Annotated in this window: 16 protein-coding genes and 4 pseudogenes; 4 read left to right on the forward strand and 16 right to left on the reverse strand. The window is 62.2% G+C overall.

The features are described from left to right. Positions 1-16: 16 nt before the first annotated feature. Positions 17-984: pseudogene (locus tag PWF70_RS20630) on the reverse strand (AurF N-oxygenase family protein). Between the two features lie 133 nt (positions 985-1,117). Between PWF70_RS20630 and PWF70_RS20635 the strand changes: the two are divergent. After that, entirely contained in the window at positions 1,118-1,459 is a 342-nt protein-coding gene (locus PWF70_RS20635; protein ID WP_006361213.1) for a DUF4873 domain-containing protein, read from the forward strand. Positions 1,460-1,501: 42 nt separating this feature from the next. Beyond that, the gene (locus PWF70_RS20640; protein WP_502876449.1) at positions 1,502-4,606 is read left to right on the forward strand and encodes an MMPL/RND family transporter; all 3,105 of its coding nucleotides are present in this window, start codon (positions 1,502-1,504) and stop codon (positions 4,604-4,606) included. A 267-nt stretch (positions 4,607-4,873) separates the two neighbouring features. On the opposite strand, the gene PWF70_RS20645 is transcribed toward PWF70_RS20640, so the two are convergent. From PWF70_RS20645 to istA, 3 genes are all read right to left on the reverse strand, one after another. Then, on the reverse strand, positions 4,874-5,398 hold the full coding sequence (locus PWF70_RS20645) for an integrase core domain-containing protein (RefSeq protein ID WP_196222016.1): 525 nt from the start codon (positions 5,396-5,398) through the stop codon (positions 4,874-4,876). Between the two features lie 73 nt (positions 5,399-5,471). After that, complete coding sequence (istB, locus tag PWF70_RS20650) at positions 5,472-6,257, reverse strand: IS21-like element helper ATPase IstB (RefSeq protein WP_006361228.1); 786 nt, start codon at positions 6,255-6,257, stop codon at positions 5,472-5,474. Next, on the reverse strand, positions 6,254-7,765 hold the full coding sequence (gene istA, locus PWF70_RS20655; protein WP_075863973.1) for an IS21 family transposase: 1,512 nt from the start codon (positions 7,763-7,765) through the stop codon (positions 6,254-6,256). The genes istB and istA overlap by 4 nt, the downstream gene beginning before the upstream one ends. Before the next feature lie 360 nt (positions 7,766-8,125). Between istA and PWF70_RS20660 the strand changes: the two are divergent. Further along, positions 8,126-9,292: pseudogene (locus PWF70_RS20660) on the forward strand (IS3 family transposase). A gap of 9 nt (positions 9,293-9,301) precedes the next feature. Here the strand turns inward: PWF70_RS20660 and PWF70_RS20665 are convergent. Together PWF70_RS20665 and PWF70_RS20670 are read right to left on the reverse strand one after the other, a co-directional pair. Next, the gene (locus PWF70_RS20665) at positions 9,302-9,451 is read right to left on the reverse strand and encodes a hypothetical protein (RefSeq protein ID WP_230461843.1); all 150 of its coding nucleotides are present in this window, start codon (positions 9,449-9,451) and stop codon (positions 9,302-9,304) included. Between the two features lie 6 nt (positions 9,452-9,457). Further along, the gene (locus PWF70_RS20670) at positions 9,458-10,471 is read right to left on the reverse strand and encodes a Mu transposase domain-containing protein (protein ID WP_502876437.1); all 1,014 of its coding nucleotides are present in this window, start codon (positions 10,469-10,471) and stop codon (positions 9,458-9,460) included. Positions 10,472-10,557: 86 nt separating this feature from the next. Here PWF70_RS20670 and PWF70_RS20675 point away from each other — a divergent pair. Then, positions 10,558-11,858, forward strand: a protein-coding gene (locus tag PWF70_RS20675; protein WP_155225059.1) for an IS3 family transposase whose coding sequence is annotated in 2 segments (ribosomal slippage) — positions 10,558-10,831 and positions 10,831-11,858 — 1,302 coding nt in all. Because the reading frame shifts where the segments join, the coding sequence is not laid out codon by codon here. 4 nt (positions 11,859-11,862) lie between these two features. On the opposite strand, the pseudogene PWF70_RS20680 reads toward PWF70_RS20675, so the two are convergent. The 10 genes and pseudogenes from PWF70_RS20680 to PWF70_RS20730 all read right to left on the reverse strand — a co-directional run. Next, positions 11,863-12,120, reverse strand: a pseudogene (locus tag PWF70_RS20680) (helix-turn-helix domain-containing protein); the annotation flags it as partial. 45 nt (positions 12,121-12,165) lie between these two features. After that, complete coding sequence (locus PWF70_RS20685; protein ID WP_155225535.1) at positions 12,166-12,336, reverse strand: IS3 family transposase; 171 nt, start codon at positions 12,334-12,336, stop codon at positions 12,166-12,168. Positions 12,337-12,449: 113 nt separating this feature from the next. Then, positions 12,450-12,731 carry a transposase gene (locus tag PWF70_RS20690; protein ID WP_004023647.1) on the reverse strand — a complete coding sequence of 94 codons (282 nt, stop codon included), beginning with the start codon at positions 12,729-12,731 and terminating at the stop codon, positions 12,450-12,452. 460 nt (positions 12,732-13,191) lie between these two features. Then, on the reverse strand, positions 13,192-13,878 hold the full coding sequence (locus tag PWF70_RS20695; protein ID WP_231381059.1) for a hypothetical protein: 687 nt from the start codon (positions 13,876-13,878) through the stop codon (positions 13,192-13,194). A gap of 49 nt (positions 13,879-13,927) precedes the next feature. Continuing rightward, positions 13,928-14,674: an Mce/MlaD family protein gene (locus PWF70_RS20700; protein WP_286352766.1), complete on the reverse strand. Its 747-nt coding sequence runs from the start codon at positions 14,672-14,674 to the stop codon at positions 13,928-13,930. A 211-nt stretch (positions 14,675-14,885) separates the two neighbouring features. Continuing rightward, a complete protein-coding gene (locus PWF70_RS20705) occupies positions 14,886-15,890 on the reverse strand; it encodes an MlaD family protein (RefSeq protein WP_230461845.1) in 1,005 nt (334 codons plus the stop codon). A gap of 32 nt (positions 15,891-15,922) precedes the next feature. Next, positions 15,923-16,972, reverse strand: coding sequence for an MlaD family protein (locus PWF70_RS20710; protein ID WP_035756044.1), 1,050 nt, complete (start codon positions 16,970-16,972; stop codon positions 15,923-15,925). After that, a pseudogene (locus tag PWF70_RS24155) lies at positions 16,966-17,960 on the reverse strand (MlaD family protein). Before PWF70_RS24155 ends, PWF70_RS20710 begins: the two are co-directional and overlap by 7 nt. Next, positions 17,957-18,961, reverse strand: coding sequence for an MlaD family protein (locus tag PWF70_RS20725; protein ID WP_006359630.1), 1,005 nt, complete (start codon positions 18,959-18,961; stop codon positions 17,957-17,959). The pseudogene PWF70_RS24155 and the gene PWF70_RS20725 overlap by 4 nt, the downstream one beginning before the upstream one ends. Beyond that, positions 18,962-19,996: an MlaD family protein gene (locus PWF70_RS20730; protein ID WP_040004233.1), complete on the reverse strand. Its 1,035-nt coding sequence runs from the start codon at positions 19,994-19,996 to the stop codon at positions 18,962-18,964. Between the last annotated feature and the right edge of the window lie 3 nt (positions 19,997-19,999).

Here is a 19,999-nt window from a genome sequence, read left to right on the forward strand (position 1 = left end):
GGCCAGGCTGAGGGTGTTAGCGCAGATCGTCGGGCAGGCTGCGCGTTGCGCGCCACATCGCCATCGTGAATTTCCCCTCCATCATCCCGGCCTCGTGGAAGAACCGGATCATAGGCTCGGACATGAACTGCAAATTGACGCGATAGTTCGGGCTCGTCTGCTGCGCCCACAGCCCGCGCAGACGGTTGATTCCGACAGCGGGGTACACCTTCGGATTGATGAGCAACGGGTACGCAAAGTTCGCAATGACCGCCAGCGTGCCTCGATGCCAAGCGCGCGAGATGCGTCCGCGACGCTGCATCCCTCCACCATTTCCAGCCGCGCGAAGGTGATGTGGCGGGCCTCTTCGAGAACGTGGATCTTCATGAGCTGGCGCAGCTGCGGCTGCATTTTCGGGTCATTCATCGCCTCACGCTGAGCGCGGTCGAGTATCTCTTCGATGAGCAATGTCGCGCCGGATACAGACGGGCCGAGAGGCACAAAATGCAGAATCTTCGCGAAGCCCAAGAATCCCTTCGGCAACTTGTACGGCGCCAGTCCCGTCTTGTTGATCAACCGGGCAAACATCGTCGAGTGACGTGCCTCGTCGCCGATCTCGTTAAGGGCGTAGAGGGCCCTTTGATCTGTCAGGGCACCTTTGGCAGACATTCGGAGCAGCGCTGAGCTGAGCAGATTCTCTGCGTAGATACCGAAGCTGAGAATGCTGACAATTTCATGGCGCCCGAGTTCCACCTTCTGCTCATCGCTCATTTTCTCCCACAGCTTGGTGCCGTAGAGCGAGACACGATGCTCGGGCAGGAAGTACTTTCCCTCCTCCCAGGGCGAGTCCCAATCGATGTCGATCTCCGCGTCGTAGAACTTTTCGGCCGCCGCCCGCAGGAGTCGGCCGGCAGACCTTTGCATGTCGACGGGCTTGCGGGCACTGACGCGCGACACCCCTTCCGTCGAAACGTCGGGCTTGATCTCAACATTCTGAACGGTCATGTGACACCTCCGTTGTGTTCCGGGCCGAGCTGAGTCTCGTCTCTATACCCGATACTCTGGGTACCCGATACTGCTAGTGTCACTGCCAGTGTGTTCTTTTGTCAACGCTTGATGTGAAGAAAGTGAGCTTTACGTGTCTGACGACCACGATCTCGACTACTCCGGCGAGGGCACCTTGGTGTGCCGCGGCAAGGAGATTGCTGTCCGGGTGAAAATCAAAGGCTATTTCCAGCCCCTCAACGGCTTGTACACCTGGTACGGCAGGATCGACAAAAATGATGCGCTCGACGCCCTCCTCGCGGGCAGGCGCACGGTTGCTGTCTTCGTGACACCAGAGGGCCGCGCCGAGTGCGTCGTGGGCGATCCTGATTTCTGGGACCGCTATCGCATTACGGGCACGAGCAGGCCGCCGTACCACATCCCCACCACGCTCGAAGACGTGGAGTCGATAGCAGAGAGTGAACATCACAGCTGACCGACCCGCACGGAGCCGCCTGTGGGGCGTTCCCCCAATCCAATGAGTCCGAGAGGAAATTCGTACGTGGCCAGGTCGTCGATCGTTCACAACCGTCCATCAAGGCGTTCTGCCGGCACCGGTGAATACAGCGCTCAACTGGAAAAGGTCGCCTGGTTCACGCTGCGGCGCAAGGGATTCGTGGCGTCGGTCTGGGTCGTGGTTGCGGTCGGCTTAGCGGTGCTATTCCCGCAGCTGGAGTCCGTGATCCGACAGCAGTCGGTGGACCCGATACCCGCGGGCGTACCGTCATTTCAGACGCTCGACCGGATGGGTGAGGCGTTCAATGAGAAGGGGGCCAAGACCACCGTCTTCGTCGCCATGGAGAACGACAGGGGTTTCTCGGACACCACCCGCGCCAGGTATGACGAATTGGTGACCGCACTGCGTGCGGACACGGAACACGTCATCGCAGTCCGCGACCTGCTCGGCGACCCGCTCACGGAGAGTCAGGCGCTGAGCAAAGACAAGAAGGCGTGGTATCTGCCTATCGGTGTCACCGGGACGTTGGGCGGACCGGACGCTGCCAACGCCGTGGAAGCGGTCCGTGACACCGCGAACGAAATCTTCAGTGGTACCGACACAATTGTTCGGGTGACCGGTCCACCTGCCACGTTCACCGACCAGCTCGCGGTGGGTGAGACCGATCTGGTCGTGATCACGCTCGCCACGGTGCTGTTGATCGCCGGGATCCTGCTGATCGTCTACCGATCGATCTTCACCGCTCTCATGCCGCTGCTGGTGGTCGGCATGAGCCTGGCAGTGGGCCGCGGGGTGCTCTCGGGTCTGGGCGAATTGGGCATGCCCGTGTCTCAATTCACCTCGATGTTCATGACGGTAATCATCTTCGGCGCCGGAGTCGACTACTCCGTATTCCTCATAAGCCGGTATCACGAGGGCATCCGGGCGGGCGATACCCCTGACGTGGCCATTGCGAACGCCACCGCAACGATCGGTCGCGTGGTGCTCGCGTCCGCAGCGACAGTTGCCTTTGCTTTCTTAGCGATGGCGTTCGCCAAACTCAGCGTGTTCAACACGCTCGGCCCGGCGTGCGCGATCTCTATCGCCTTCGGCTTCCTGGCAACCGTCACTTTGCTGCCCCCCGTGCTGTCGTTCGCGGCAAAGCGTGGCGCGGGTCTACCTCGTCGTGACCTCACCAGACGGTACTGGCATCGGGTGGGAACGGGGGTGATCCGGCGGCCGGTCCCGCTGCTCGCGGTGAGCCTGGTGGCACTGATCGCTCTCGGCCTCATCGCGACCACCATGACAATCACCTATGACGATCGGGAAGGTCAGCCGCCGGACACCGGAAGCAACGAGGGATACGCGCTGCTGAACCGGCACTTTCCCAAAGACACCATCATCTCCGAATTCCTTCTGGTGGAGTCGAACAAAGACATGCGCACCGGCCAGGGACTGGCCGATCTTGAACAGATGGCGTCGCGCGTCGCGCAGACGCCCGGCGTCACCCGCGTCATCGGGGTGACCCGCCCGACGGGCGAGAAGCTCGAGCAGGCTGAGTTGTCATGGCAGAACGACCAGATCGGTAGTGGTATCACCGAACAGACCGATGACGCACAGTCACGGAAGGGCGACCTGGACCTACTAAAGACCGGGTCATCACAACTCGCCGACGGTCTTGCTCTGCTGAACGAGCAGGTCACCACCAACCTCGCGCCGCTGTCGGGGTTGCTCGAGCAGGCCTCGTCGGCCGGCGAGCAGCTCAGCCAGTATCGTCCGCTCGTCGATCAGCTGGCTGCTGCGGCGCCCGCACTTGATGAATTCTCCCAACAAGCTCCCGAGCTGTCTCGAGTGGCACGACAAGCACAGTCGGCTGCCGACGCCGTCGCACCGGCGTTGAGTGCACTCGATGCTCCCTGGTGCGTCCAGATCCCGCAGTGTTCGGCCTTGCAGACACAGACCTCGGACATCCGCGCATTGGCCGACAACCAGTCCCTCGGTCGTATCGCGGACTTCGCTACCCAGCTCGGTGGAGTCGAGGGCCCGGGAACGGCGGACCTCGCGCAGTTGCAGAGCTCATTGAACGTCCTCGACTCCGCTCTGCAGACGATCAACGGCCAGGACCTCGGCAGTCGGTTGTCACAGCTCCAGACGGGCGTCCGAGCGCTCGCCGACGGGGCCCGACAGCTGTCCGGCGGTGTGAGCGCATTGGTGGACAGCAACGTACAGCTGCTGGCGGGCCTGTCTCAAGTGGCCGCCCAGCTACGCGCGCCCGCCCGGGACATCGGCAACACTGACTCGGCAACGGGGTTCTACCTACCCGCCGACGCGTTCAAGGATCAACAGTTCAGCCAAGTGGCGCGCCAGTTCATCTCGCCGGATGGCAAGACTGCTCGCTTTGTAGTGCAGACCGCCTACGATCCGTATACCGCGGATGCCATGACGTTGGCGAACAGTCTGTCGAAGGTGGCCGAGGACGCCATGCCGAACACCACGCTGCAGGGTGCGCGCGCATCTGTCGCCGGGTTCCCGGCGATCAACGCCGACATCCAACGACTTCTGGCGTACGATTTCAAGTTACTCGGATTCGGAACGCTCCTGATAGTCGGCCTGATCCTAATGCTCTTACTCAGGGCGATCGTCGCACCGATCTATCTACTGGCCACTGTCGTTCTCAACTACGCAGCCGCTCTGGGCATCGGTGTCCTAGTTCTGCAACACATTTTCGGCAATGAAATAGCGTGGCCCGTCCCGCTGGTGTCCTTTATCGTCCTGGTTGCAGTGGGGGCCGACTACAACATGCTGTTGGTTTCCCGGCTCAGAGAGGAATCGACGGCCAATATCCGGCTCGGAGTTCTACGCACCGTCGCATACACCGGCTCGGTCATCACCTCGGCCGGTTTGATCTTCGCGGCGAGCATGTTCGGACTCATGCTGGGATCGATCGACGTGATGGTGCAGATCGGCTTCATCATCGGTATCGGGTTACTCCTGGACACCTTTCTCGTCCGCACGATTGTCGTCCCTGCGCTGGCAGCATTGTTCGGCGAGGCGAGCTGGTGGCCAGGGAGGGTGCACCGCCCGGCCGGTGAGCCGGATTCCACCGAGGGCGGGCTTCGGGTGCGACACCGGGTGACGGTCGACTGACCGGCGGCGAGCGGCGAGGTTTCCGTCATCCCCCACGCTTGGATTTGCATGCACGAACCTGTCGGCGAATCCCTCGATTAACGACTTGCCGCACCGGCGCACCACCGCAGGCGACCAGACTAATCGACGAAAGATCCACATCCAGGGTGCGATGCTCGGCGGGACCGGTTGCCACCAACGGCACCAGGAAACTATCAGTGATGATGGTGGCAGGTCCCCGATAACCGGTCCAGGCAGTTCTAGAGCCAGGTTTCTTCTAGCTGTCGGTCAGTCGATCTCGCAGCCCACGGGGTGGTGCTGGTGGGTGCATCGGGCAGCGTACTCGGCCGGGGTCTGGTAGCCCAGCGCCGAATGGCGGTGCCGGTGGTTGTGGTCGTCTTTGAAGTCGCCGATCACCACCCGGGCTTCGAGCAGGGTGGGCCAGCAGTTGCGGTTCAGGCACTCGTCGCGCAACCGGTTGTTGAACGACTCGATGAACCCGTTGTTCCACGGCGTGCCGGGCGGAATGTAGGAGATGCCTACCGACCCTGCACAGAACGTCTGGAGGGCTTCTGAGATGAACTCAGGGCCATTGTCCATGCGTAGCACCATGGGTGGGCCACCCCAGATCGCGAATGTCTTCTCCAGTTCCTCGATCAACCGGTCGGCGGTGATCGAGCGATCCACGATGTTGAGCAACGACATCCGGGTGTGTTCATCGACCATTGATGCGATCTTGACCTTCTTGCCATCCACGGTCGAGTCGAATTGAAAGTCCAATGCCCACACCACTTTCGGTGCATCCGCTGCCACGATCGGGTGTCAACGGCCAGTTTGATGTCCCCGCTGGTGGCCAGGTAAAAGTCCCCACCCTGTGCGGGATGTTCTAGGTGGGTGGTACCTCCGTTCGGTGTGTCATGCGGTAGGAGTCGCCGTCGGTGATGACGATGGTGGCGTGGTGTAGGAGCCGGTCGAGGATGCTGGCGGCGGTGGTGTGTTCGGGCAGGAATCGTCCCCATTGTTCGAAGGGCCAGTGGCTGGCGATCGCGAGAGAGCGGCGTTCGTAGGCGCCGGCGACGAGCCGGAACAGTAGTTGGGTGCCGGTGTCGTCGAGTGGTGCGAATCCGATCTCGTCGAGGATGAGCAGATCTTGGCGTAGCAGGGTGTCGATGGTTTTGCCGACGGTGTTGTCGGCCAGTCCGCGATACAGGGTCTCCACGAGGTCGGCGGCGGTGAAGTACCGCACTTTGTGTCCGGCGTGTACTGCGGCGATCCCCAGCCCGATCAGGGTGTGACTCTTGCCAGTCCCGGCTGGGCCGATCAAGGCCAGATTGTGTTGGGCTCGAACCCATTCCAGTGAGGATAGGTATTCGAAGGTGTTGGCCGGGATGGAGGATGCGGCCACGTCGAACGATTCCAGGGTTTTGGTGACCGGGAACCCGGCAGCTTTGAGTCGGTTGCGGATGTTGGAGGCATCACGAGCGGCGATCTCGGCTTCGACCAGGGTCCGCAGCACTTCTTCGGGTGTCCATCGCTGGGTTTTCGCGGTGAGCAGTACCTCGGGTGCGGTGCGGCGGATCGAGGCGAGCTTCAATCGGCGTAGCGCTTGGTCGAGGTCGGCCGGTAGTGGCGGCACTGTTGGTGCAACTGATGTCGATGTTGTGGTGGTCATGACACCTCCTTGTCGCCGGCGCCGAGCTTGTAGGCATCCAGCGAGCGGGTGGGCGCGGTAGGCAGGTGCCCGAGCAGTGCTGTGCCGGCCGGTCGCGGGTTGGGGGTGCCGGCTCCGGCATCGAGGATCGAACGCACATCGGCGGCCTTGAACCGTCGGAATGCCACCGCCCTGGTCAGGGCGGTGAGCACCTGTTCGTGGCCGTGGGAGGTGACGAGCCCGAGGATGTCGTCGAGTTCACCGCTTAGGCGGGTGTTACCGATCGCGGCGGCACCGACCAGGAACTGCTCAGCAACCTCACCGAGAGCGCAGAACTGCTTCTCTGCTGCGGTTTTGGGTCGTGGTGCACGACTGGGCGGTGTGCGTGGCCCGCCGTAGTGGTCATCGTTGAGGACGACCTCTCCGGGTGCGGCCAGCAGATGTTCGGCGATCACCTCGCCTGAGGCGGGTTCGGCGATCAGGAGCCGTTCACCGTCCTGGATGAGGGTCACGGTGGTGCCGATGAGCCGGTTGGGTACCGAGTAGCGGGCCGAGGCGTACCGGATACATGAGAGGCGATCGACCTTTCGGGTGACCGGCGGTGGGCCGACTTGGGCCCGCAGAGATGGCAACGTCGACAGCACTTCTCGTTCCACATCGAGTTGCTCAGCAGGCACGCACAGTGTGTCGCTGTGGCGGCGGGTGTTGACCTCGACACACCAGTCCCGCGCGGCCCGGTTCGCTGCGTGCACATCCAGCTGCACGTCGTCACGACCAGCGGCGATCTTGGCTTCGGTCCACAACGGTTGCGCCAGATCTGACTGCGCGTACCCGCAGAGGTTCTCCACGATCCCTTTCGATTCCGGATCGGCGCCGTGACAGAAATCCGGGGCGAACCCGTAGTGGGTGGCAAACCGCACATACGAGGGGGTGGGTACGACGACGTTGGCGACGACTCCACCTTTGAGGCAGCCCATCCGATCAGCGAGTACCTTGTTGGGTACTCCACCGATCTCCTCAAAGGCTTCAGCGATGAATCCGAGTGTGGTGGTGGATGTTTCATTGGTGGCGAACCGAACGAACCGCCAGCGTGAGAACGCCAACACCGCGCAGAACATGTGCAGGCCGCCGATCACGGCCCAATCGATGACCAGGTAGTCACCCGGAGCCCACACTGCCGGGCGACGCCCACGATGGTGATCACGGCGCCACTGTGTTTTCTCCTGGGCGACGAGACGACGGAAGTTGCGGGCCGAGCCTGCATAGCCCGCCGCTCGCGCTACTGGTAGCAGACGTTTGGCGGTGATCCGGCCGTGTGACCGCTCGACTCTCTCGGCGACCAGCTCGGCGACGGTGTCGTAGTTGCGGGCCCGTTCCTTGCGATCGGGTGGTTGATCGTCGGCCTCGAACCGGTCGACCACACGTTTGACGGTCTTGTGGGTGGTGCCGCACACCTCGGCTGCGGCGCGATAGCTTCCGAGTTCTCGGTAAGCAGAAATGATGTCCATACGGTCCTTCGCAGACTTCAATGGAACTCCCAGGCGGTGATGGTGATCGGTTGGCACCTTCACCGTCATCGCCTGGGCCCTCAGTTCCGGGTCGACACGACGAACACAGGGTGGGGACTTTTATCTGGCCACCAGCGGGGACCTCGACCTGGCCACCAGTGGGGACTTTCTCATGGCCATGGACAATCGGCACCGAGGATTGCCCGGCCCGTTTACGCCGCGGCGCCCGCCGGACTTGCAGGCCCTCCTCCTTCCACAGCCGGTGCTGTCAACGGCGGCTGAAAACTGACCCTTTATCGACGGTTGAATTTGGGGCTGGTGCACGAGTAGGTGACATCTGATCTGGCTTGCCCTGCCGGGCGGCCTGGAAGGATGCCAGCTGTGCCCAAGCCCTATCCCCAGGAGTTCCGCGACGACGTTGTCCGCGTCGCCCAGAACCGTGAAGACGGTGTGACTCTCGAACAGATCGCTGCCGACTTCGGTATCCACCCGATGACCCTGAACAAGTGGATCCGCAAGGCCGACGTGGAGGCCGGGATCAAGCCCGGCACCACGTCGGCCGAATCGCGTGAGCTGCGCGAGGCCAAGCGGCGTGTGCGCCTGCTTGAACAGGAGAACGAGGTCTTACGCCGGGCGGCGGCGTACCTGTCCCAAGCGAATCTGCCGGGAAAAGGTGGTACCCGCTCGTGAGTGAGCTGGCCGCTGACGGCATCCCCGTCACGGTGGCGTGTCGGGTACTCAAGATCGCTCGCCAGCCCTACTACCGGTGGCGCAAGAACCCGATCACCGACGCCGAGGCTCGCCGAGGCGTACCGGGCCAACGCCCTGTTCGACGCCCACCGCGAAGACCCGGAGTTCGGCTACCGCTACCTCGCCGACGAGGCCGAAGCCGCAGGCGAGAAGATGTGCCGGCGGACGGCGTGGCGGATCTGCTCCGCCGGCGGCTGGACCAGCACCATCAGCAAGAGAGGCCGCGGCAAGCACCGCAAGGCCGGCCCGCCTGTACACGACGATCTCGTCAAGAGAGACTTCACCGCGCCCGGCCCCAACGAGCTGTGGCTGACCGACATCACCGAGCACTGGACGGCCGAGGGCAAGCTGTACCTGTGCGCGATCAAGGACGTCTACTCGGGCCGGATCGTCGGGTACTCGATCGACTCGAGAATGAAGTCCCGCCTGGCCGTGGCCGCCCTGAACAGCGCTGTCGCCAGGCGAGGGGACGTGGCCGGCTGCGTTCTGCACAGCGATAGAGGGTCTCAATTTCGTTCGAAGAAGATGCAGAAGGCCATCACCCGGCACGGCATGCTCGGGTCGATGGGCAGGGTCGGTGCGTGTGGTGACAACGCGGCGATGGAGAGCTTCTTCTCGCTGCTACAGAACAACGTCCTCGACCGTCGATCCTGGGCCACCAGAGACGAGCTCCGGGCCGCCATCGTGCACTGGATCGAACGGACCTACCACCGCCGCAGACGACAGGACCGCCTCGGCAGATTGACCCCCATTGAATTCGAGACCATCATCAACCACGAGGCCCCTCAGGCCGCGTGACTAACCCTGTCACCTATCCGTGCACCAGGCCCATTGCTCGTGGGTCCAGTTCTCGGCGCGTGCCCGCTCAGCCAGCTCGGCCCAGCAGCGGCGGATGGTGGGCATCTTCAACGCCCGTGCGGCGAACTCGATATGTTTGCCGATCGAATTGTCAGACATGGTGTTTCATCCTTCAGTGATAGTGGATGCGGTGGGTGTGAGTCCGCCTGGTGGCGGGGTGGCGAAGTGCACCCCGAACAGGTCGTCGTAGTCGGGTAGCGCTCTGATGGGCACCTCGTGGCCGTCGGGGTGGGTGCGTACGCGCGCGGCATTGCGGGCCCGGTTCTGCAGCTGTTGGTTGCGGTAGTCGCGGCGCAATTCTTTAGCCGCCCGCACGTGCTGTGCGTCGGCGATGGTGACGTGGTTGGCCCAGCTGCGGTCATGGTCGGCGACGGTGACCTCGCCGCACGCGATCCGCACCCGGTGTAGATCGGCGGTGATGTCGACAAACCGGCCGATCACTGAGGGGTGCACCGAGTAGTCGTTGCCGGCCACGCGCACGTAGTAGTCGCGGCCCAGCCGCACCCGAGTGCTCAACCCGACTTGTGGTGCGCTCGGCGGCAGCGTCGCCATCTGCGCCAGGTCCTCGGTGAGCACGTCACAGGGGCGTCGATCACCAATCGAGCGCACCACCCGGGTGTTGGCGTAATCGGCCAGCCAACGATCGAACTGGGCGGTGAAGTCGGCTGGCGAGGCGAAATGGCGGCCCGGCAGAAATGAGGTCTCGAAGAACCGGTTGTTGCGTTCGACCATGCCCTTGTATTCGGGATCGCACGGTGGTGCCAGCTCGAGTCGAGTGCCCAGACTGCCCACGAATCCTGCCGCCAGCGCCGTGGGCTTGCCCTTGCCGCCGATCGCGGATTCGCGGTCCCACACCAGCTTGCGGGTCACCGCACCCAGCTGCGACAGCAGCAACCACATCCCGGCGAGGATGTCTCCGCCCTGGCGGGAGGGGATCATCACCGCCGAGCGGTACCGGGAGAACGCCAACGTCATCACCAACACCGGCAACATCGACAACTGGTTGTGGCCCACCGGGATTCGGTAGTCGGGGAACCACAGATCCCATTGCGAGCACCCGCCGGGTTGATAGATCACCCGATCAGCGGGATCCACCCCGCGGAACTCCGGGCGAATCACCCGCACCCGATCCTTGAGGACCGTCAACGACCTTGAACCACCCCTGGTTTGATGCCGCTTCCTTCTGAGTCAGGAAGGATGAGCTCATGCCTAAGAAAATCGATCCGGAGGTCCGTTCGAGGGCCTTGCGGTTGCTGGAGGTGCACGGCGGCGAGTACACGTCGTTGACTGCCGCTGCCGAAGCGATCGCCAAGCAGGTCGGTGTCGGCGGGGAGACGGTACGTCGGTGGGCAGTGCAGGCACAGGTCGATGCCGGCGCCCGCGCGGGGACCACCTCGAAGGAGTCCGCCGAGATCAAGCGACTCAAGGCGGAGAACAAGCAGTTACGCGAAGACGTCGCCATTTTGAAAGCGGCGACAACTTTCTTCGCGGGGGAACTCGACCCCCGCAACCGATGATCGTGGCGTTCATTGATCAGATGCGCGCCAACGGTTTTGCGGTCGAGTCGATCTGCCGGGTCTTGCGGGAGCAGGGCTGCATGGTTGCCGCACGAACCTACCGGGCGTGGCGAACCCGGGCACCTGCCGCACGGACCGTCTCCGACGCTCACGTCGTCGAGGCGGTGCGCAATGTCGTCTGGCGCACCGATGACGACGGCCGGCGGAAGATGACTCCGGAGGGCCTCTACGGGCGGGTGAAGATGCGCGCCCATCTGCACCGGACAACCCTGCCTGGGGTGTCCTATGGCGCCGTTGATCGAGCGATGAAAGTGTTAGGCCACAATGGAATTCGAAGGTCCAAGGGAGTCCGCACGACCGTCAGATCCGCTGATGGTGTACGCGCGGAGGACCTGCTGAACCGACAGTTCAGTGCCGCCGAACCCAACCGGGTCTGGGTGACCGATTTCACGTACTGCCGGACATGGGCTGGGTGGGTGTACGTGGTGTTCATCATCGACGTGTTCTCGCGCCGAATCGTGGCGTGGCACGCATCGACATCGAAGACAGTGGAGCTGGTGACGGTCCCGCTTCGGATGGCACTGTGGCAGCGGAATCGGGAAGGGCATCCGGTGAAAGCTGCTGAGCTGATTCATCATTCGGATGCCGGTAGTCAGTACACATCGGTTACACTGACTGAGCGTCTGCGCCTGGAAGACATCGCCGCGTCGATCGGAACGGTCGGGGACGCCTACGATAACGCGCTGGCCGAGTCGGTGAACGGCTTGTACAAGACAGAGTGCATCCGGACCACGATCTTCCACTCCGGTCCGTACAAGACCGTCTCCGACGTCGAGTTCGCGACCGCCGGTTGGGTCGACTGGTACAACAACAGCAGGCTGCACTCGAGTATCGGCCAGATACCCCCGACCGAGTTCGAAACGCTCCACTACTCTGGCCTCGGCCCCGAGGACCAGCCCACATTGGAGGCGGCACAGAACCTAGGGTGATTCACCTCGACCACCCAATCCGCTGTGCGATCACCGTCGCCGGCATCGTCGGATACTCCCGCAACAACGCGCGGATCTGCGGTTCGAACGCATCCACCGCCGACCCCTTCGACGGCCGCGAGTAGCTCGGGGCCGTATCTGAGGCCAACGCCGCCCGGACCGTATTTCGCGCCACCCCCAACCGACGCGCGATCTCCTTGATCGGCACACCCTCGCTGCGATGCAAACGGCGGATCTCCGCCCACTGCTCCACTGAAATCACCCTCCTAACAAGACGGGGGGTCAAAATTCACCCGTCGTCAGGGGGTCAGTTTTCAGGCGTCGTCAACAGGTGCACCTTCTTCTTGTTCACCTCGATGCCGTCGTCGAACCGCAGGTGTGCCCACGCCCGCCGGAACCCGTGCCTAGGGTGCTTGCGGGCGTAGGTGCGTAGCTGTGCACGCAGGCCAGCGTCCGGGTCGGCCGGAGTTTGCGCCAACGGCACACGGCGGTAGGCAGACCGAGAGAGCCCAACAACCCTGCACGCCATACGTTCTGACACGCTCTTCACGTCTTTGAGCATGTCGATCGCGGCGCGTTTGGCGGTTGGGCTCAGAATTTTCCCTTGGCGATCTCCCGCAGCGCGTCTTTCTCCAACTCGGCGTCGGCGAGCAGCCGCTTGAGCCGGCCGTTCTGCTCGCGCAGCTCCTTGAGCTCTTTGGCAGCATCAGCGTCCATGCCGCCGTACTGGCGGCGCCAGTTGTACAAGGTGGCCGCCGATACCTCGAGGTCGGCGGCGATCTCCTCGCCGTTCTTGCCCTCCGCCGCCAGTTCATCGGCTCGGCGCAACTTGCGCACGATGTCCTCGGCCGAGTGACGCTTCCGTCCCGCCATGATCCTCATCGTCCCTTCTCCGCCCTCAACGGGGCAATCAGGACTCTAGAACCACCCGGACCGGTTCACGGGGGACACGCCAATGGCCCGCCGGTCCTCAGCGTGGTTCGCCGATGAGCTCAAGTCGGACACTGAGACAACCGCAACGTTCAGGGTGCGCAGGACGGCACCTTGAACGGAACTGCAGCGTACGCGCCTCCAAGAGGTTCCACAGCAAAGTGGCGACACGGTCATCGTCGCCAACACCGGTGCTACCCAAGAGCATTGGTCAGTTGACCCGCATCGTCCCTCAAGGGACCAGTACGGCTCGAGCCGGTTCGTTTCCGCCCGTAGGTGATCACCTTGTCTTACGGCGTCATTCGGTCGCGACGTGGCGGAGAATCGACGTCACCGTCAAAGGTGACCGTCCTGCATCGTGTTCTTCATGGGAACTCCTTCTGCGGAGCAGGCAGTCTCAGTCTTATTCAGCTGGGCCATAGTCCTGGATCTGCCAGCCCCCAGCCGTTTTCGACACGACCACCTTCAACAACGTCGGCAGTTCACTCGGTTGCGGGTTCTGCACGTTCTGCGTCTTCTGGCTCGCGAAGACCATCACCGTGTACTCGCCGTCGGTTTCACCAGTGACGCTGGTGGCCAGCACGCGTCCCGACGCCTGCACCTGGGCCTGCTGCATGATCTGCGTCAGCGTCGGTCGAACCTCGTCGTAACGCTTGACGAGCGCCTCACCTGCGTTCTCCTTGACCGCCGCAAAAAAGGCGTCGGTGTTCTGATAGCTGTAGGTCAGGGACTTGGTCGTGTAATCCGAGGCGGCCTCCGCCGCCGCAGCCCGTTGCGCGGCGTCGTTTTCCAATACCGACTTCGCGTCGTCGGCCTCGAGGTAGAGGTAGGCGAACACGCCGACCAGCACAGCGAGCACCACGATCACGGCCGAAACGACCACGGCAGCACGTGATCGCGGCCATACTGACCAGCGACGCCCACTCGGCGAGGGGGGGTCGACGTCGCTGTCGTCAACCCCCGTCGCGGCTACGGAAGCGGTTTTGGCGTTTTCGTCCACCAGCAGATCGCCATCCGTCGTCGCTGCTGCCGCGCCGCCCTCGACCTCAGTGGCCTCAGTAGGCGGTCTGGTCTGCTCGTCATTTGTCATCTGGGGCCTTCTGTGTACTTGCTGGTGACAGTCGCTTGCGGACAAGCCGTCATCTTGGTGATTGCGACACGGTGATGGGGACCTCGGCGCGACCTGGTCGCGACGTCGGGAAGGTTCGGGCGAGGAGGTCGCCGATCGATCCGAAGTCGACGTATGTGTCCGCGACCTTCTCTGTCGCCGGTTTCACCGCCCGGGTGATCGTCACCAGATCAGGCTGCAGGATCTGGATATAGCCACTGAGCTTGTCCACAAGCTTCAACACGGGAGGCCACTTGTCGTACGAGGTGGTTGTGAACTCGATGAACGCCCGCTGAATTCGCGCCAATCCGTTCACGGCGTCAGGGGTACGCACAGCTGCCGTACTGAGGACGTCCCCGACATTGGACATGAGGCCGAGCAGGAACTCGGCGTTGTCCGCGGTCACCCGGACGGACCCATCTTTGCCGACGAAATCGACTAGACGGTGCATCATGTCGCCGATCATGTCGAGGTCTCCCTGCCGTCCTGCGACGGCCTCGGCGACGGTCTTGTTGATGGACTCGATCGAAGCCGGGTCGAGCCCATCTGCCACCGCAGCCATCTTCGGCAACACCTGGGGCACCGATTGCGACACGTGCACCGCCTCAGCGGGCACCACGTCTCCGTTGTCAAAGTACCCGCCGGTGGCCGTGCCCCCGGGCACGAAGTTGATGTACTGTTCCCCCGCGATCGACAGATTCAGGATCGACATCACGCTGTCCTGGGGGATCTTGTGATCGGAATCGATCGCCATCTCGACCTTAAGTGCCGAATCCACGACGTTGATGGAGGCCACCTTTCCGACGGGTATCCCCGCACCATCACCGGCGACGTGTCCAGTAGACCGCCTGAGCTGTCGATGAAGGCGGTTAACGAGTACTCGGAGCGGGTGGGGTTGACGCGTGCCACGCCGACGACGAGGTAGCCGAGCCCTGCGACGAACACGACGGCCAAAGCCACCATCGATATGAGCGTGCTGCTGCTGCGGTTCACGGCATCATTCCGATCGATTTCAACACGGTAATGAACGATTCGGCGTCACGCCGCGCCAGGTCCCGACCATCGATGGAGATGTCCGAGAGGTTGATGTCAGGCGACCCCACGAATGGAATGAGTTTGTCGCGGATGACGCGCGTTGCCTGCTCCGTGACGGACTTCGAGTAAATGTCGGAGTTGGCGATCGACGCGATCACCGGGGCGATCGCGGCCACCGACTCCTTGATGCGTGAGTACTCCGGATCCACGATCCTGCCCGCGGCCGTAGCAAATGTACGCAAGTTGGCGATGAGTAACGCGACGTCGATCAGGGAGTAGCCGAGGCCATAGAAGTTGGTTCCGCCCTTAGCCAGCATCCGGTCGATTCCCGACGGATCAGCCAAAATCACCTTCAGAGTCCGATCAGCCGACCTCAACACCACGTCGAGCTTGTCAGTGTTCGAGGAGACCTCCGAAACGGTCTCCAGCGTTGTCCGATACAGGGCGTCGAATTCCTGCGGATCCTTGGGGAACGAGGTGTTCAATGTCGAGATCGCGGTGTGGATCTTGTCGAGTTCACCGCCGCCGAGAACATTCGCCATCCCACGCATGACGTCCTCGACATTCGCTGCCGGCTCGGTCCGTGCCAGCGGGATCACCGAACCCGACCGCAGCAAGGCACCCGTCGACGGCTCGGCTGGGGGAAGGATGGAAACGTAGATCTCACCAAGGAGAGTGTCCTGACGCAGCTCGGCTCGCGATTCGGCCGGCAGCTGAGTCTTGTTATCGATGCGAGCTTTGACGACCGCATGCCCGTTCTCGTACGTGACATTCTCGACGGTTCCGACGCTGAGCCCCTCTGAGAGGACTTTTGCGAGGGCCGGCAGATTGAGTGCGCTGGTGAACTCCATCTGGATGTCGTAGCCGTTGCCATCAGAGGTTCCTATGGTCGGCGGATTGTCAGCGTTGATCCCACACGACGTCACGAACACCATCGCTGCCATCAGTGCGATCACCATGGGTCCGAGGCGTGCCCGGTTGACTGAGATCATCAGGCCCCTCCCCCCATCATCCCGGCGATCGTCCTTGATGCATCGCCGGGCCCGCAGACGCCGTTTGCCACCGGCGCGGCGCAGCCACTGACGAGGCTTCGCAAAGGCAGCGACACTGCGAACGCCTGCACGATCGACTTGGCATCGGGGTGTTTCATGATGAGGTCTGCCGTGCGGGCTGCGACCGCTGCCACCATGTCCGGCTGCTCTCCCATGCCGGCGATGAGCGGAACGGCAGCATCACCGATCGCGAATATTGGGGGCCCGAAATCCGTTGCGAGCCGCGAGAGGATCGGTACGAACGTCCCCGCGTACTCGACTGCCGCGCCGAACGTCTGGCCGAACGCGACGATGACATTGATGGCACCCACGAAGTTGTCGAAGAGGGCGGTCACCTCTTTGTCGTTCTCGGCTGCCACCCCCGTCAGTGTTGCGAGGTTCCCGACGATCCTGCGAACCTGTCCATCCCGCTTGGCCGGGTCGTTGATGAGCGTGGCAGAGTCCTTGATGATCCCGGCCACGTCACCCTGGGTCCCTTCCAGATTGCGGGAAACGAGCTTGAGGGACTGCAGGACGGCGTCGGTGTTTCTGCCGTTGTCCTTGACCAGGTCCTCGGACAAGTCGCTGATCGAGTCGAGCGTCTGACTGATTCCCAGCGGGGTTCTCGTCTTACTCAACGGAATGCACTGATTCGTCTCGTATCGGGCTCCACCGGAGTACGGCTTGGTGAACTCGATCTGACGTTCGGTCACGATGGATGTCGACACCAGAGTCGCGCCGACGTCGGCAGACAGCGGCACGCTCTTGTCGACCCGCATGTCGATCCTCACACCGGACTGACCTTTATTCTGGTGCACCCCGACGACGCTGCCCACCTTCTTGCCGAGCATGGCGACTGCGTTGCCTTCGAAGAGGCCCGATGCATCGGTGAACTCTGCGCACAGGGCGCGCGTGTCGTCGGACGCTGTCCGGCCTATCCCGATACCAGCGATGACCACCACCACCACGGCGATCAGGAGCAGCAGTCTTCGGACCCAGGTGGTCAGCATTTGTCGTCACCACTCGGAATGCACACACGAACCTCTGGTTCTGTGGTGGCCGGCGCACCGACCGGCGCCTGGAGGAGGACGCCGAGGCGCTGAGTGATCTGATCGATCTGTGTCAGGGCATTGGAGTAGCCCGGCATCTCTGTCGACACCTTGTCCAGGAGCGTCTTGAACTGTTGCACGGACGGTTCGATGCCATCGCGGTACGCCACGAGCGGCCTCGTCAGGAGTTTGAACAGACGCCTGAGATAGTCGAACCCGTCGCGGACGTTCTGGATATCAGGTCCCAGCGTCCTGGCCAGGAAGCTGAGTTGACGGAGAAAGTCGACTAGCACCTGTTTTTGGTCGGCGAAAGCTTTGACGTATTCATCCGATAGAGCGACCGTTTTGTCGAGCTGACCGTACTGTCGCTCTAGGAGGTCCATCAGACTGCTGGTGTTCCTCAGTGCGTCGGGAATGTCTGTGTTGCCGTCGGAGAACGCATTCTGCAGCAGCGCCGCAGTTTGACGGAGATCGACGCCGTTCACATCACGGAACACCGGCGTCGTCGTCTCGAGCGTGTTGGAGATGTCGTAGGTACTCGATGTCTGAACAAGGGGATGGCCCCCGACAGCGCGGTCGGTCCTGACCCTGGGTCCAGATCGAGAACTCGCCCGCCGATCGGCGTGATCAGGCGAACCGCTGCGGTAGCATCCGAACGGACTGACACCGAGTCGTCGAGTCGAAATTTGACTGTGATAACCGTTCCCGTGAGGTCCACCGACGACACCCTCCCTTGTCTTATCCCCGCTATACGCACCTGATCACCCGACTCCAGCCCGCCGGTGTTGACCAGATGGGCCGAGTACACCTTTTGACCGGGCGGTGCGATATACACGGCCCCGGCGATGACCAGACCGACCACCACGGTCACCACCACCACACCGGCGACGATGAGGTCGCGTCTGCGTTCGGGCTGGTGATGCGATCGATTTCGATTGAACAACCTCACTTACACACCACCAATCGTTGCCCCATAAGCGCAATCTGCGCTGTATCCGGCAGGGGCAGGAGACCTTTCGAACATTGCGCCTCGCTCGGCGTGGAGGTCGTCGCAGCGGTGAGCGAGTCCATAAGGGGCTTGAGCAGCACCGCACCGTTGAGTAGACCCTCTAACTCCCCGGGTTCTCGCGCCAGACGCTGATAGATCGCCGCGAAACTCTGGTCGTACGTTGACTCGAGTTGCTCGCCGGTGAGGACCGTCTTCGACATGGACCGGTTGACCTCGCGTAGCGACTCTCGCAGCCGGTCACTCACGCGGCTGAAGGCGTCGACGATCGATCCCAGCTTGTCGACGAGTTCGACCATCTCCGCCGAGCGGCCTTCGAGCTGGTCGGAGACCTGGCCGAGACTCGTCACAATATTCGTGATGATCTCAGACCGCTGGTTCCCGTAGGCGGTGATGTTGGCGATCTGCTTCAGAACAGGCGATATGCCCCTTCCATCACCTTGAGCAACGCGCAATAAATTGGACTGCAGTTCATTGATCTCGTCGGCATTAAGCGTGTCGAACACCGGCTTGAATCCGTTGAACAAGGTGGACACATCAAATGAGGGAATGGTCTTGTCGAGCGCCACCTGTGTGAGTTCCCCCTGTGTCTTCCCCTGTGCCGCACCGATCAATTCGACATATCGCTGTCCGAGAAGATTCTGATAACGCACGGCGGCGGTGGTTTTCGATGTGATCGTGATGTCGTCGTTCAGTTGGAAATGAACGACCGCCGTGGGCCCGTTCAGGTCGATCGCCGTCACATAACCGACCTTGACTCCAGCCAGCCGCACACCGTCGCGAGGTTTGAGCCCGGAGGCATCGGAGAAGACCGCTGATCGTTCAGAACTCGGTCCATCCGAGCTGGGTTGGAGGATGGCGATGATCACGTAGGTGAGAACGCCGATGACTGCGGCGAACGCGACGATCTTGATGATGGTGGGAGTTAACGACTTGAGCTTCATCTACCTCGGTCCTCCTACTGCAAGCGCGCTCTGCAGCGCAGGTGACGTCTGCACTACCAGGGCGACCTGAAGTTGTACTCGCTCGCCGACCTGCGGCGTGGCCTTGTCGATGCTGTCCAGGATCTGCGGGATGGTGTAAACGGTCCGCGCGAGCCCCGAGGCCGATCTGGCGACTGGCCTCGCCAGATCGAGGCCGACGTCCAGTAGTGAACTCAACGCCGGGTAGTTTTTGTTCAACAGTCCTCCGAGTGCGCCGAACAGGACCTCGCCGGTGTCGTTGAGGTTGCCCTTGGTCTGTTTGATGGCCTCGTCGGTGGCGAAGAAGTCAGCGATGTCGACGTTTATGAGGATGCCCGGAATGAACGGCTTCATGAAGTCGGCAACACCCTCGGACACGTCTGCCGCGATCGCCAAATCCTGGCCCACTGGCCGCTGTTGAACGTCCCGAGTGAGCTGTGCGATCTGGAACATGAGTTTGCCGGCGTCGGCAAACGTTTGGGAATCGTCGACGACAAACTTCACCACAGAATTGAACGCCGGCTGATCGAGAGCATTGACCAGCTTGGAAAGTTTTCGAATCAGGGTCGAGACCGACGTTTGTTCGGACTGCTGCTTGCTCACATAGACACTGCCGCCATCACGGATGAGCGCTCCCTGCCCGGGGTCGACAATATCCAGTGCCGTCGGCCCCAGCGCGCTGGCGGACGTGTAATTCACCGCCAAGCCCTGACGCAACCGGATGTCGTCGTTCGCTCCGGTGAGCTCAATTTTCACAGACGTGCTTTGGTCGCGCACCGACACCGAGGACACCTTGCCCACCGTGAGGCCCCGATACTTCACCTCCGATCCGCCCTTCAACCCGTCACCAATCGCGTCGGTGGTGATCGTCACTGTCTTGTTATCTTCAAATTTTCCGGTTGCGTTTGACACCAGAAAATAGGCCGCAACCACCACTACGACGAGGACCCCAATCCCACGCAGTGTCAAATTTGTTATTGAGGGCGCGCGCCCTGACGGATCTTTATAAACAGCCACTTC

The organism is Gordonia sp. Swx-4 (assembly GCF_030316175.1).
Lineage (GTDB): Bacteria > Actinomycetota > Actinomycetes > Mycobacteriales > Mycobacteriaceae > Gordonia > Gordonia alkanivorans.

Excerpts from the sequence above, each read along its gene's own strand:
- PWF70_RS20640 (WP_502876449.1), top strand. The coding sequence starts at position 1,502 with ATGAGTCCGAGAGGAAATTCGTACGTGGCCAGGTCGTCGATCGTTCAC.
- istB (WP_006361228.1), bottom strand. The coding sequence starts at position 6,257 with ATGACCACCACAACATCGACATCAGTTGCACCAACAGTGCCGCCACTA.
- PWF70_RS20665 (WP_230461843.1), bottom strand. The coding sequence starts at position 9,451 with ATGTCTGACAATTCGATCGGCAAACATATCGAGTTCGCCGCACGGGCG.
- PWF70_RS20690 (WP_004023647.1), bottom strand. The coding sequence starts at position 12,731 with ATGGCGGGACGGAAGCGTCACTCGGCCGAGGACATCGTGCGCAAGTTG.
- PWF70_RS20695 (WP_231381059.1), bottom strand. The coding sequence starts at position 13,878 with ATGACAAATGACGAGCAGACCAGACCGCCTACTGAGGCCACTGAGGTC.
- PWF70_RS20705 (WP_230461845.1), bottom strand. The coding sequence starts at position 15,890 with ATGGTGATCGCACTGATGGCAGCGATGGTGTTCGTGACGTCGTGTGGG.
- PWF70_RS20710 (WP_035756044.1), bottom strand. The coding sequence starts at position 16,972 with ATGCTGACCACCTGGGTCCGAAGACTGCTGCTCCTGATCGCCGTGGTG.
- PWF70_RS20725 (WP_006359630.1), bottom strand. The coding sequence starts at position 18,961 with ATGAAGCTCAAGTCGTTAACTCCCACCATCATCAAGATCGTCGCGTTC.